Raw genomic sequence first — 12,726 nt, 5'->3', positions numbered from 1 at the left:
GAGGCAGGGCCTCACGCAGGCGTGAGGCCCTGGTTACCCACCTCCGTGACGAACGATCCGGCCGTCGCCACGGGCGCACCCGGCGTGGTGACGGCCGACACCGTGCGGAAGTCGGCGCGTGCCTGGTCCTGGCCCAGCGTGACGACCGCGTACCCGCGCCGTCCGTTGAAGAACTTCATGTGCGGGTTGGCCTGCATCTGGTTGTTCCAGCTGGCCGGCTTGTCGGAGCCGTCCTTGCCGCTGGTGATGGACGTGGCGACGATCTCCGTACCGAGCGTGCGGGACGACGGGTCGTCGAAGTCCTTCTTCAGGTCGAAGCCGTAGCCGACGTGCACATCGCCGGTCAGCACCATCAGGTTGTCGATCCCGGCGGCCTCCGCGCCCTTCAGGATCCGGTCCCGGGAGGCCGGGTAGCCGTCCCACGCGTCCATGGACAGCTTGAAGGCGTCGGTCGGCACGTCGCGCCGCTGGGCGAAGGTGACCTGCTGCGGTACGACGTTCCAGGTGGCCCGCGAGGCGTGCCAGCCGTCGAGCAGCCAGCGCTCCTGGGTGGCGCCGGTCAAGGTGCGCGACGGGTCCTCGGACTCCGGCCCCGGCTTCTGCCAGCCGTCCCCGTACGCCTGGTCGCTGCGGTACTGACGGGTGTCGAGGATGTCGAACTGGGCGAGCCGGCCGAACTGCAGGCGCCGGTAGAGCTTCATGTCGGGGCCGGTCGGCCGCTGCGGGGTGCGCAGTGGCTGGTTCTCCCAGTACGCGCGGTACGCGGCGGCGCGGCGCAGCAGGAACTCCTCCGGCGGGACGTCGTTCTCCGGGGTACCGCCCGCGTAGTTGTTCTCGGTCTCGTGGTCGTCCCAGGTGACGACGAAGGGGTGCGCGGCGTGCGCGGCGCGCAGATCCGGGTCGGACTTGTAGAGGGCGTACCGCAGGCGGTAGTCCTCCAGGGTGACCGTCTCCCGGTTGAAGTGGGCGGGGAGTGTGCGGTCCGTGTAGTTGCGGGCGCCGCCGGTCGCGGTCACGGCGTACTCGTAGAGGTAGTCGCCGAGGTGGAAGACGACGTCGACGTCCTCCTGCGCGAGGTGGCTGTACGCGGTGAAGTAGCCGTCGTGGTACGCCTGGCAGGAGACGGCGGCGAGGGACAGCGCGCTGTTGCGGGCGTGCCGGGCGGGGGCGGTGCGGGTCCGGCCGACCTGGCTGACCCACTTCCCGGCGCGGAAGCGGTAGTAGAGGACGCGGTCGGCGTCGAGGCCCTTGATCTCGACGTGGACGCTGTGGTCGAACTCCGGGTGGGCGGTGGCGGTGCCGCGCCGGACGATCCGGGTGAAGTTCTCGTCGCGGGCGAGCTCCCAGCGCACCTGGACACGGGCGTTCGGCAGTCCGCTGTCCGGCTCGTACGGGCGAGGTGCGAGTCTCGTCCACAGCAGGACCGAGTCGGGCAGCGGGTCACCGGAGGCGACGCCGAGGGTGAACGGGTCCTCGCTGATCCTCCGGGCGTCCATTTCGGCGGCGCTCGCGGCGCCCGCGGCCGGCAGGTTGACCGAGAAAGCGAGCGCGGCGGCGGCACCGGTAACGGTGAGGAAACGGCGGCGGCCGACGTGGCGTGCGGCGTCGCGCATCTCCTGCTGGTGCGATGAGTACGTCATCTGTCCCTCCCCTGACTGGCGGTGTACGCGTGGAAGTCCACCGGTCCCGCACATCGAGTGGCTGTCGTGGTGGCGTCGCACAGGCGTCGCGCTGATGAGGAGTCGAGCGGGATCGCCCCTCGGGGGACGAATTGCGCCGGGGTACCGCGGACACGGAGGTACGCAGACGGAACACAGACGGAGAGGTGCGCGGTCGCAGGAACATGATCATCGTCGGACGGCTGCACCGGCGGCGCTGGAATCGCCGAAGAATGATCAAGAAATCATTCCGTCGAACCTGAACCGACCGCCCACCGAGGGCCTTTGACCCGGGAGGCGTACGCTGCGGCGTCATGAGCAACAAACTGTTGAACTCCGATGCGAAGACGGCCGTCGTCACGGGCGCGGGCTCCGGGATCGGCCGTGCGGTGGCTCTTGCCCTGACCGGCGCCGGCTGGTCGGTGGCGCTCGCCGGCCGCCGCCCCGAACCCCTCGCCGAGACCGCGGAACTGGCCGGGGAGAAGGCCGGGGTGATCACCGTCCCCGCCGACGTCTCCCGCCCCGACGACGTGACCGCGCTGTTCTCCTCCGTACGGGAGTGGGCCGGTCGGGTCGACCTGCTGTTCAACAACGCGGGGACGTTCGGCCCTCGCTCCGTCCCGGTGGAGGACCTGTCCTACGACGACTGGCGCACCGTGGTCGACGTGAACCTGACGGGGGCGTTCCTGTGCGCGCAGGCGGCGTACCGGCAGATGAAGGAGCAGGACCCGCAGGGCGGCCGGATCATCAACAACGGATCGATCTCCGCCCATGCACCGCGCCCTCACTCGGTGGCGTACACGGCGACCAAGCACGCCATGACGGGGCTGACGAAGTCGCTGTCCCTGGACGGGCGCCCGTACCGGATCGCCTGCGGCCAGATCGACATCGGCAACGCCGCGACCGAGATGACCGAGCGGATGCAGAGGGGCACCCTTCAGGCGCATGGCGAACTGGCTGTGGAGCCGGTGATGGCGGCGGACGACGTGGCCCGGACGGTATTGCACATGGCGGAGCTGCCGCTGGAGGCGAATGTGCAGTTCGCGACGGTCCTGGCGACGACGATGCCGTACGTGGGCCGCGGCTGACAGCCGGCGCGTGTCGGCCCCTGGGCGGCATCCGACCGCTTTCGGCGCCGCCGGGCGGGTGCGCGTCGTCCCGACTCCTGTTCGACCGAAGACGGGCAACGGCATCGCGAACCGCCACCCGGCCGGCGCCGCGGCCGCGGTTCGCGGTGCCGGCCGTCCCGGCCGGGAATGCCTTGAGCCGCGGTGCGGTTGACGTGCGTCATGACTCAGATTTCCGGCACCGAGGTCCTTCGCTACACCGCGTTCTCCGCCGACCCGGAGGGAGGCAACCCGGCGGGGGTCGTCCTCGACGCGTCCGGTCTCGACGACGCGGCGATGCTCGCCGTCGCGGCCGAGCTCGGCTACAGCGAGTCGGCGTTCCTGACCGGGCCGGGCGAGTCGGGCGGATCGACCGGTCGTGGTTACACGATCCGCTACTTCAGCCCGAAGGCGGAGGTTCCGTTCTGCGGCCACGCCACGGTGGCGACGGCCATCGCCCTCGCCGAGCGCAACGGCCCCGGCGATCTGGTCTTCACCACGCAGGCGGGCACGGTCCCGGTCACCGTCGCCCAGGAGGGCGCCGAGCTCCGGGCCACCCTCACGAGCGTGGAACCCCACGTGACGGATGCCGCTCGGGACGACCTGACCGAGGCGCTGGCCGCCCTGGGCTGGCCGGCCGCCGACCTGGACCCGGCTCTGCCGCCCCGTATCGCCTATGCGGGCGCCCGCCACCTGGTGCTTGCCGCAGCGAGCCGCGAGCGGCTCGCCGACCTCGACTACGACTTCGCGCGCCTCGAAGCGCTCATGCACCGACTCGATCTGACGACGGTTCAGCTGGTCTGGCGTGAGTCGCCGACCGTCTTCCACGTCCGCGACCCGTTCCCGGTCGGCGGTGTGGTCGAGGACCCGGCGACGGGAGCGGCGGCGGCCGCCTTCGGGGCCTACCTGCGCGAACAGGCCCTCGTCCCGGACGCCGCGGTCCTCACTCTCCACCAGGGCGAGGACATGGGCCGTCCCGGCACGCTCACCGTCGAACTGCGTGCGGGCGACGCACGGGTGCGGGTGAGCGGGACGGGGACGCGGATACCGGCCGCGGAGTGACGCGGGGGCCTACCGCCCCAGGAACTGCCGGTACCAAGGGGCGTGCCGGGCGAAGGTGACGGCGAAGCCCGCGCCCGGCTCGCAGCCCATGTCCTGCCAGACCCGCTCGTCGGCGAACCAGTGGTCCACCGCGAGCATGTCGAGATGGTGCAGTGCGTACGGGACCTGGGCCAGCCGGGCACGGGCGGCGTCGACACCGACGCCCGCACCTGCCCAGGGCAGCCCGAGTTGGTCGATGACCGTCGCCATCAGCTCCGAACAGGCCACCGGCTCGGGGTGGTTGACGTGGTGGACGCCCGTCGGCTCCTTCGGCGAGAGGGCGGCGGCGAGCAGCGCCCTGCCCAGCGTCTCGACGTCGATGAGCGAGTGCCGCGCCTCGCACCCGGTCAGTCCCGCCCTCAACTGCCCGAGCAGGGCTACGAGTCCAGGCACCGCCCAGCGGTCCCCGGCGCCGTGCACGATGTGCGGACGCAATACGGCGCCGCCCGCCGCGAGGACGTGCCGCTCGGCGGCGGCGCGGGTCAGGCTGGTGGCCGAGGCGGGGGCCGGCGCCACCCGGCCCGGCATCAACTCCGTGAACGGACCACGCCCGTAGACGGATGCCGTGCTCAAGTGGACGATCCGGGTGACGCCGCTGCGTGCGGCCTCATCGACCAGGGCGCGGGTGCCGTGGTCGTTGACGGTCGTGGCCGTCCCCGCGTCGCCGCCGATCTGCGAGGCGCAGTGGATCAAGGCGTCGATCCCGTCGCAACTGCCGTGCAGAGAGGCGGGATCGGCGAGATCCCCGTACACGGTCTCGACGCGGGTCCCGATGCCGGTCGCGGGGTCGGGACCGCTGTCGAGCGCGGTGCGGTGCGTCATCAGTCGCAGGCGGGCCCCGGGGATCCGGCGCGCGGCGGCCACGACATGGCTGCCGATGAATCCGGTCGCTCCGGTGATGAGGATGCGCGGCGCCGTCACGAGCGTATGCCCTGTGCCTCTTCGGTGCGGTCCGGCGAGTCGAGCGTGCTGGTGAAGACCGGTTCACCGTCCTGGGTGGCCCGGACGTGCACCCTGGTCGTCGACCGGGTGTCCGCCGGGACGATCCAGGCCTCGATCCAGCAGGGGCGGTCGAGCTCGACGTAGCGGAGGAAGGCGGCCTCCAGCGACACCGGCAGGAAGGTGCGCCCGGGGCGGACGGCATTGGCGGCCTGACGGGCCGCCTCCAGCAGCAGGACTCCCGGCACATGGTCGTTGGGCCGGCCGAAGAGGGTCGGATGTCCGGTGTCGAGCCGCAGCCGCCAAAGGCCCTGACGCGGAGTCGGCGCCAGCACGACGTCACGCTCCGAGTCCCGGCCGGCCTCACGCGGTGCGACGGACGGAAGCAGGGGGACGGGGACGTCCGTCCCGGCCCGGCGGTTCCCCCGCAGCCGCTCGTACGCCTTGGCCGACGTGCAGCTGATCCGGCCGCCGCCGGTCGCGATCCGGGTGCCGCTGCGATGCAGGAGCAGTTCCAGGCTCATGGCGCCGAGGCCCCGGCCCCGCCGCTTGATCCGGGAGCACGCGACGTCCACGGTGATGTCCCAGGATCCGTCGGGGTGGTCAAGGTGCTCGGGGTGCGCGTCCAGGGCGAGGCGTTCGGGCGAGGAGATGTATCCCAGCTCCCACATCACGAACTGGTCCCCGACCGGAACGCCGAATTCCGCGTGCGCGAGGAGCATCGTCGTCTGCCGCATGGTCTCCGCGATCAGCAGTGGGTCCTGGTAGCTGCCCGCCACGGGGGCGAAGAAGCGGTGCGCACGCGGCCAGCGGGCCGACACCGAGAACTGGGTGTCGGTCTGTCTGGTCCAGCCGGTGGGGAAGACGTCCTCGGGATCGGACCGGTGGACCAACTGCCGTGGAAATTCGGCCTGTCTGCCTTTGGGTGGCACCGAAGCGGTGCGTGAGACGAGCTGAACCATGAAGTTCCCCCCCAGAGGATCCATGCAGGAGGCCGATCACCCCCGCAGTAAGATACTGACAGCCCGGTTTTCCTTTCCAGCCAGAACCCTGTGGCGCTGACCACGCCACGACTAGAGAGACACGTAGCTGATGGCACAGCAGGCGCGCGCGATCCAGACTCGACGGTCGATCCTGGTGGCGGCCGCCGCCGTTTTCGACGAACGCGGCTACAGCAGCGCCACCATCAGCGAGATCCTCGCCCGGGCGGGGGTGACCAAGGGCGCGCTGTACTTCCACTTCAACTCGAAGGAGGAGCTGGCGCTCGGTGTGATGGACCTCCAGCTGGACAGCGTTCCGCTGCCGCCCCAGCTGACGAAACTCCAGGAACTGGTCGACCAGGGCATGTTGCTCGCCCACCGGCTACGGAATGAACCGCTGGTGCGGGCCAGTGTCGGACTGGCGATGGACCAGGCGGTCGAGGGCCTCGACCGGGGCACGCCGTTCCGGGCCTGGATAGATCGGCTCGAACATCTGCTGAGCGCGGCGAAGAACCAGGGCGAGCTCCTGCCGCACGTCCAGCCGGGCGAGACCGCGGAGCTGCTGGCGGGCGCCTTCTCCGGCGTGCAGGTGATGTCCCAGGTCCTGTGCAACCGCGAGGACCTGGGGCGCCGGATCTCCGTACTGCTGCACTACATCCTGCCGAGCATCTCGACGCCCGCCGTGCTGGCCACCCTCGACATGGCCGAGGACCGCGGCGAACGGCTGTACGCCTCTCTCGAGTCCGTACCGGGCCAGGCCGCCGCCACCGGCTGACCATCCGGAACCGGCCCGCCCGGCCCGGGACCGTACCGGACGGTCTGCAATGACGGCCGGCAGCGGAGACCGGTGGAACGACCCCCGGAACCGGCCGCGACAGAGCCGATCGGGCGTAATCGATGTGAACGGTCCGATGATTCGGGGCGGCGGCGGAAGTCTTGGTTCCGACCGCACGAATCGAGAAGGTGGACCGATGACGACCGACCTGCACGAGATCCTGGATGCGCACGTCAGTAAAGGACCGGTGCCGGGCGCGGTGGGCCTGGTGGCCAAGGGCGACCGGACCGAGGTGCGGGCGGCCGGTTCGGCCGACATCGAGGGCACGGCCCCGATGGCCCGGGACTCGATCTTCCGCATCGCCTCGATGACCAAGCCGATCGTCGCCGCCGCGGTCATGATGCTGGTCGAGGAGGGCCGGATCGCGCTGGACGAACCGGTCGGTCGATGGCTGCCGGAACTGGCTTCGCCGAAGGTGCTCCGCACCCCGTCCGGTCCGCTCGACGACGTGGTCCCGGCGACCCGGCCCATCACCGTGTCCGACCTGCTCACCTTCCGTGCCGGGTACGGCTTCCCGTCCGACTTCGCGCTGCCGGGAGTCGCCCCGCTGTTCAGCGAGTTGAAGCAGGGACCGGAACCGGCGGACGTCCCGGCGCCGGACGACTGGATGGCGAAGCTGTCCCGTATCCCACTGCTGAACCAGCCGGGCGAAGCCTGGCTGTACAACACCTGCTCGGACATCCAGGGTGTGCTGATCGCCCGGGTCTCGGGCCGTTCGCTGCCGGAATTCCTGGACGAGCGGCTGTTCCGGCCGCTGGGCATGGTGGACACCGGTTTCGCGGTACCGGCCGCGAAGCTCGACCGCTTCACCAGCCTCTACCGCATCGGTCCGAACGGCGATCCGCAGCTGGTGGACACCCCGGGCGGGCAGTGGAGCAGCGTGCCCGCCTTCCCTTCCGGCGCGGGTGGGCTGGTCTCGACCCTCGACGACTGGCTGGCCTTCGCCCGCATGATGCTCGCCGACGGGACGTTCGACGGGCGCCGGCTGCTGTCACCCGGATCGGTGCGCCGGATGACCACCGACCATCTGACCCGGGCCCAGCGCGAGGCCAGTGGGCTGTTCATCGAGGGTCAGGGGTGGGGCTTCGGCGGCTCGGTCGACGTCGGGACGACCAAGCCGTGGAACGTACCGGGCCGCTACGGCTGGGTCGGCGGCACCGGCACGACGGGGCACTTCGTCCCGTCCACCGGAACGGTCACGATCATGCTCAGCCAGCTGGAGATGACCGGGCCCACGCCGCCCGCGCTGATGCGGGACTTCTGGCAGTACGCGGCGAACGCCTGAGGCCGCTGGTCGCGTGCGTCGCCCGGACGGACCGGGCCCGGCGGTGCGCGACGACGCATGCCCGGCGCCACGCCCGGCTCCCGACGGGACCGATGTCACCTACCGGGCACCGGTCAACCCGCCATGACAGGGCGGCATCCGGAACCTGAACAGCAAGCGACTACGATCACGGGCACCGCAGCGAGCCCAGGAGTGCTGACCTTGTCCGAACCGCGCATCGGCGTATCCATCGTGACCATGGGCGACCGCCCGCAGCAGGTCGAAGCCCTGTTGGCCTCGATCGCCATACAGGACGTCCTGCCGGCCCGTCTCGTCATCGTGGGCAACGGCACCTCGCTGCCGGACTTCACCGCCGTCCCCGGCCTGTCCGACCTGGCCGGCGGTGTGACCACGATCGAGCTCGACGAGAACCTCGGCTGCCCCGGCGGCCGTAACGTCGCCATCCGCCGACTCGCGGAACTCGGTGACGTGGACGTCGTCGTCGAGCTGGACGACGACGGACTCCTCGTCGACAGCGGTGTGCTGCGCAAGGTCCAGGAGATGTACGCCGCCGACCCGAAGCTCGGCATCGTCGGCTTCCGCATCGCCGACGAGCACGGCGAGACGCAGCGCCGCCATGTCCCCCGGCTGCGCGCCACCGACCCGATGCGCCGCGGTCCGGTCACGGCGTTCCTCGGCGGCGGCCACGCACTCTCCATGAAGATGCTCGCCGAAACCGGCCCGTGGCCCGCGGAGTTCTTCTTCACGCACGAGGAGACGGACCTGTCCTGGCGGGCGCTCGATGCGGGCTGGAAGATCCTGTACGAACCCGACCTGCTGCTCCAGCACCCCAAGACGTCCCCGGCCAGGCACTCGGTCTACTACCGGATGACGGCCCGCAACCGGGTCTGGCTGGCCCGCCGTAACCTGCCTCTCCCCCTGGTCCCGGCCTACCTGTGCACCTGGACCCTCCTCACCGTGGCCCGCACCCACTCGGCCGCGGGTCTGCGGGCCTGGGCCGGCGGCTTCGCCGAGGGGGTCCGTACACCGTGCGGCCGACGGCAGCCGATGCGGTGGCGCACGGTGTGGCGCATGACGATGCTGGGGCGGCCGCCGGTCATCTGAAGGGCGCCGCAGGCTCCGCCCCCACCCCGTGGGGCGGAGCCTGCCGGCACGGGCCGGCGCGTGCGCCGGCCGACCAGGAGTTGCTCGACGCAATCCCCGCGCCGGTGGCGGACCCGCGGCCGCCGCGCTCTTATGCGAATCCCTGCCAGGAGGCCGTGGGGGCGGTCGAAACCTGCCACTGGTCGAGGATGCCGTCCCAGTCGTGCATCGGTGCGGAGCCGAACGTGGAGGACGAGGACTGCTGGTCCCATACCGCCTCCTGGTGCGGCGGGCGAGGCTGGCTGGGGTAGTACCACTGCCGGGGCTGGGGCATCGCGGGCGCCTCCGTGCCGTCGACACGGCGATGCCTGCCGGAACGGTCGAGCGACGGCGAGGCGTGTGTGAGGCGGCCCTGCGCCTCCAGGTACCGGGTGCGTGCGACGAGGCGGGGGAGATCGAGACCGAGCTCGCTCGCCAGCACCGCGAGATCGGTCCCGGTGCTCCACGCTCCGACCAGGACCGCGTCCACGGCTGTCGACGACGCCGTCACGTGGACCGGTTCGTCGGTGACCGGAGCATGAGGGGGAACCGGAGGTGCGGCCGGAGGCTCGTGGGACACATGCCTTTCCTCCGGTTCCGGGTACGACGGGCATCCGTCCACGTCTTCGACAGGGGGCTTGTGCGCATCGGCGGCGTGATGGTCCAGGAGCGCCTTGGCGATGGCCCGGGCGTCGTCCTTGCCCACGGTGCGACGGGCCAGGCGCACTTCGCGTTCATGGAGCCCGAGGAGTTCCGCGACGGTTCCGTCGCTGCCCAGCGTCACCGCGAATGCGGCCAGCGTCCGCATGCGGTCCGCATTTCGTTCGTCAAGGTCCCCCTGCGCACGGCGTACATCCTCGTCATTCCCGAAATAGGCCCGCGCCAGTACGGCATGGCGCTCCCACATCTCCCTCGGTTCCATGCCTGGAGCAACGTCTCTGTTACGGATTTGAAGCGATATTCGATCTAAAGGCATCAAGAAAGGTGAAACGCCATCTAATCATTCTGTGTCGCAACCTAGTTACCCATATGGGTGCTGATCGTTACCACCGTCATGAACGCACCCACATCCGCCACCGCTACCGCTACCGGCAGGGGCACCGCGACATCCGTTCCGCACCCCTCGCAGGCCCCCCGCGCATCTCATGCCCGGCCGCGTCCGCGGCCTCAGCTGGATGCGCCGCACGGAGCACGCACATCACGGGGGCAGCTTGCCGGCGCGTTCGTGCCAGGTCAGTCGTACACCGAGGCGGCGAGCGAGACACCGCTGTACGCCGAACTGGTCGCAAGCTGGACTGCAAGCGCCGCCACGGTGCCCGGCATCCCCGACTCCGAATGGCAACGCCTGACTTCTTACCAGTCTTTTCTCCGTGAGGTCGAGTCGGTCCTCAGGGATCTTCGCCCCCACCGCGCCCCCGACATGCTGCGTGGATGAAGGGTGATGCGGTGGGACGCCCGTCGCTCCCGCCGCCGCGACACTGAAGCGGCAACGGGAGCGACGGAACCGGTGGGGCAAGGGGTGACGGGCAGGATCAGGGGGCGGTGCCCCAGGTGAGGGTGGAACCCACGTAGACGCCGATCTTCGACGCGTCGGCGTAGGCCGTGTCGGCGGTGCGGCTGTAGTCGTCGGTCTCGTCGAAGTTCGACCAGTCGCTCTTGTTCAGGCGCAGCTGGATCTCCCCGGTGGAGGCCCCTGCCGCCAGGCTGCCGCTGCCGAAGCCGACCTCCAGGTAGTGGCTGGCCCCGGCAGTCGAACTGCCGGAGGCCGTCACGCCGGTGGTCACACTGCCGCAGCCCAGCACCGCGTAGTCGCATGCGGTGCCGAAGGTGCTCGCGCCGGCCTCGGGGGTGAACCAGTACCGCACCTTCACCGTGGACAGGTTGACTGCGGTGCTCCCGGTGTTGACCAGTTGCAGGCCCATCCGGATCTGGTTGTCGGTGGCCGAGGAGTCGTTGTTCTTGTACTGGACCTTGAGAGTGCCGGTGCCGGTTCCGCCGCCCGCGGACGTGGTCGCCGAGACGGCGGCGGAGGCAGCCGAGACGTTCCCGGCCGCGTCCCGGGCCTTGACCGTGTAGCTGTACGCCGTCGAGGCGGTGAGCCCCGAGTCGGTGAACGAGGTCGTGGCCGAGGAGCCCACCTGCACCCCCGCGCGGTACACGTCGTAGGCGGTCACACCGGTGTTGTCGGTCGAGGCCGTCCAGGACAGCGAGACGCTGCCGCTCGTCTTCCCCGTCACCGTCAGGCCGGTCGGGGCGGAAGGCGCCTGGGTGTCGTCGTCACCGCCGCCGTCGAGGGGCGGGTACGCGTTGCGCACCAACTCCTGGAACTGGGCGGAGAACCAGTGGCCCGCCAGCGGCGAGTCGGACAGCGCGCCGGTCAGGTTGTTGCCGTTGCGCCCGTTGCCCGTGTACGTCGGGTCGCACATCCGGTCGAAGCCCTTGCCCTCGTCGTTCTCGATGGGCTGGCTGTTGCCGTCCGACTCCCCCGGGGGCTTGGCCCAGACGTAGGCGTCGATGCCGGCCGCGGGGGCCGACTTCGGCCGCTCGCCGATGCCCGCACCCTTCTGGTTGCACCAGTTCCCCGCGTGGATGCGCCGGTCGATGCGGCCACCGTTGACGTAGTCGTCCACATTGGTCGTCGGTCCCGCGCCGGAGGGCCGGGCGCTGCCGCCCCAGCCGTTGCGGGCGGTGTCGATGAGCATGCCGATGCCGGAGTCGAAGCCGCCGCGGCTGACCAGGAGCGAGCGCAGTCCCTGGGCGAAGGTCAGTTCGTCCACGTACTGATTCCAGTCGACCCACTTCGACTGACGCACGGTCGTACCGTTCACCGAGTCGGTGACCTTGAGGTACGGCTCCTGGAGAGCGGAGTAGTTGGCCGTGTTCACGATGAAACCGTGGACATCGCCGACGGTCGCGCCCTCGCTGGTGGCGGCCTTCTTGAACTCGTCGACCGCCGGGGCGAGGTTGGTGTCCCAGCCGAGCCACCCGTGGTGCGCCGCGTCGATGTAGTTGTAGACGTTGGGAATGGCCGCCAGGGTGTGCAGGGCGTAGCCGACACCCTTCTCGTAGTTGCCGTTCGCCTTCATCACCGCGCACGCCTCGGTGGCACCGGCCTCGCCGCCGGCGTTGGTCACGATGTTGGGCAGCGAGTCCGGTTCGATGACGGCGACGATCCGCAGGCTCGCATAGGCGGGGTCGTCGAGGACGTCGGCGATGGGGTTGATGTACTCGCTCTTGTACCGGTCGAGTTCGGTGGGACCGAGCTCGCCGTTCGAGGCCAGCGCGGCGCAGTCACGCCCAGGAAGGTCGTAGATGACGACCTGGAAGAGGTTCGCGCCCTGGTCGAGCGCCTCGTCGAGGTGCTCGCGCAGGCTCATCGCGTCGCCCGCACCCTCGATGGCCGCGATGCGGTCCATCCAGACGAACGAGGGCTCGTCGGCGATGACGCTGCCGCCCGGCTCCGCGGCGGCCTTGGCGGACCACTGCGGGTTCACATACGCCTTGGCGCCGACGTACGGGTTGTCGACGCGGGCCGCTGCGGAGGCCGGGGTGGGGACGGCCACGGCCAGGGCCGCTCCGATCGCCAGCGCGGAGAGCGCGGCGAACTTCCGGCGTATCCCGTGCAGCGTGGAACTTCGTGATCTCATTGCGGCTCCGTATTCCTTTCGTACGTACGCCTCCGGGCACTCCCCGAGGGCGG

At 70.5% G+C, this 12,726-nt stretch carries 10 protein-coding genes; 5 read left to right on the top strand and 5 right to left on the bottom strand.

All coding sequences use genetic code 11. From position 1 onward, the window contains the following. Nucleotides 1-11: 11 nt before the first annotated feature. Nucleotides 12-1,640, bottom strand: a complete 1,629-nt coding sequence (locus tag OG963_RS31185) for an alkaline phosphatase (RefSeq protein WP_093774715.1) — start codon at nucleotides 1,638-1,640, stop codon at nucleotides 12-14. Between the two features lie 332 nt (nucleotides 1,641-1,972). Here OG963_RS31185 and OG963_RS31180 point away from each other — a divergent pair, with 332 nt between their 5' ends. Next, nucleotides 1,973-2,746, top strand: coding sequence for an SDR family oxidoreductase (locus OG963_RS31180; RefSeq protein WP_093774713.1), 774 nt, complete (start codon nucleotides 1,973-1,975; stop codon nucleotides 2,744-2,746). A gap of 201 nt (nucleotides 2,747-2,947) precedes the next feature. Further along, nucleotides 2,948-3,826, top strand: a complete 879-nt coding sequence (locus OG963_RS31175; RefSeq protein WP_093774711.1) for a PhzF family phenazine biosynthesis protein — start codon at nucleotides 2,948-2,950, stop codon at nucleotides 3,824-3,826. Nucleotides 3,827-3,835: 9 nt separating this feature from the next. Here OG963_RS31175 and OG963_RS31170 read toward each other — a convergent pair whose 3' ends face one another. Together OG963_RS31170 and OG963_RS31165 are read right to left on the bottom strand one after the other, a co-directional pair. Then, nucleotides 3,836-4,786: an NAD-dependent epimerase/dehydratase family protein gene (locus OG963_RS31170; RefSeq protein ID WP_371799703.1), complete on the bottom strand. Its 951-nt coding sequence runs from the start codon at nucleotides 4,784-4,786 to the stop codon at nucleotides 3,836-3,838. After that, nucleotides 4,783-5,766, bottom strand: coding sequence for a ScbA/BarX family gamma-butyrolactone biosynthesis protein (locus OG963_RS31165; RefSeq protein ID WP_371799702.1), 984 nt, complete (start codon nucleotides 5,764-5,766; stop codon nucleotides 4,783-4,785). The genes OG963_RS31170 and OG963_RS31165 overlap by 4 nt, the downstream gene beginning before the upstream one ends. 130 nt (nucleotides 5,767-5,896) lie before the next feature. Here OG963_RS31165 and OG963_RS31160 point away from each other — a divergent pair, with 130 nt between their 5' ends. The 3 genes from OG963_RS31160 (at nucleotide 5,897) to OG963_RS31150 (ending at nucleotide 9,008) form a co-directional block, all read left to right on the top strand. Continuing rightward, nucleotides 5,897-6,559, top strand: coding sequence for a ScbR family autoregulator-binding transcription factor (locus OG963_RS31160; RefSeq protein ID WP_371799701.1), 663 nt, complete (start codon nucleotides 5,897-5,899; stop codon nucleotides 6,557-6,559). A 196-nt stretch (nucleotides 6,560-6,755) separates the two neighbouring features. Beyond that, a complete protein-coding gene (locus OG963_RS31155; RefSeq protein WP_093774708.1) occupies nucleotides 6,756-7,904 on the top strand; it encodes a serine hydrolase in 1,149 nt (382 codons plus the stop codon). A gap of 201 nt (nucleotides 7,905-8,105) precedes the next feature. Further along, the gene (locus tag OG963_RS31150) at nucleotides 8,106-9,008 is read left to right on the top strand and encodes a glycosyltransferase family 2 protein (protein WP_371799700.1); all 903 of its coding nucleotides are present in this window, start codon (nucleotides 8,106-8,108) and stop codon (nucleotides 9,006-9,008) included. A 130-nt stretch (nucleotides 9,009-9,138) separates the two neighbouring features. Here OG963_RS31150 and OG963_RS31145 read toward each other — a convergent pair whose 3' ends face one another. Further along, complete coding sequence (locus OG963_RS31145; protein ID WP_143019997.1) at nucleotides 9,139-9,948, bottom strand: hypothetical protein; 810 nt, start codon at nucleotides 9,946-9,948, stop codon at nucleotides 9,139-9,141. A 610-nt stretch (nucleotides 9,949-10,558) separates the two neighbouring features. Then, nucleotides 10,559-12,673 carry a glycoside hydrolase family 6 protein gene (locus OG963_RS31140; protein WP_371799699.1) on the bottom strand — a complete coding sequence of 705 codons (2,115 nt, stop codon included), beginning with the start codon at nucleotides 12,671-12,673 and terminating at the stop codon, nucleotides 10,559-10,561. Nucleotides 12,674-12,726: the final 53 nt, after the last annotated feature.

The organism is Streptomyces sp. NBC_01707, from assembly GCF_041438805.1.
Classification (GTDB): domain Bacteria; phylum Actinomycetota; class Actinomycetes; order Streptomycetales; family Streptomycetaceae; genus Streptomyces.
Note: the sequence above shows the minus strand (reverse complement) of the source record. Positions and strands in the feature narration are given on the sequence as shown.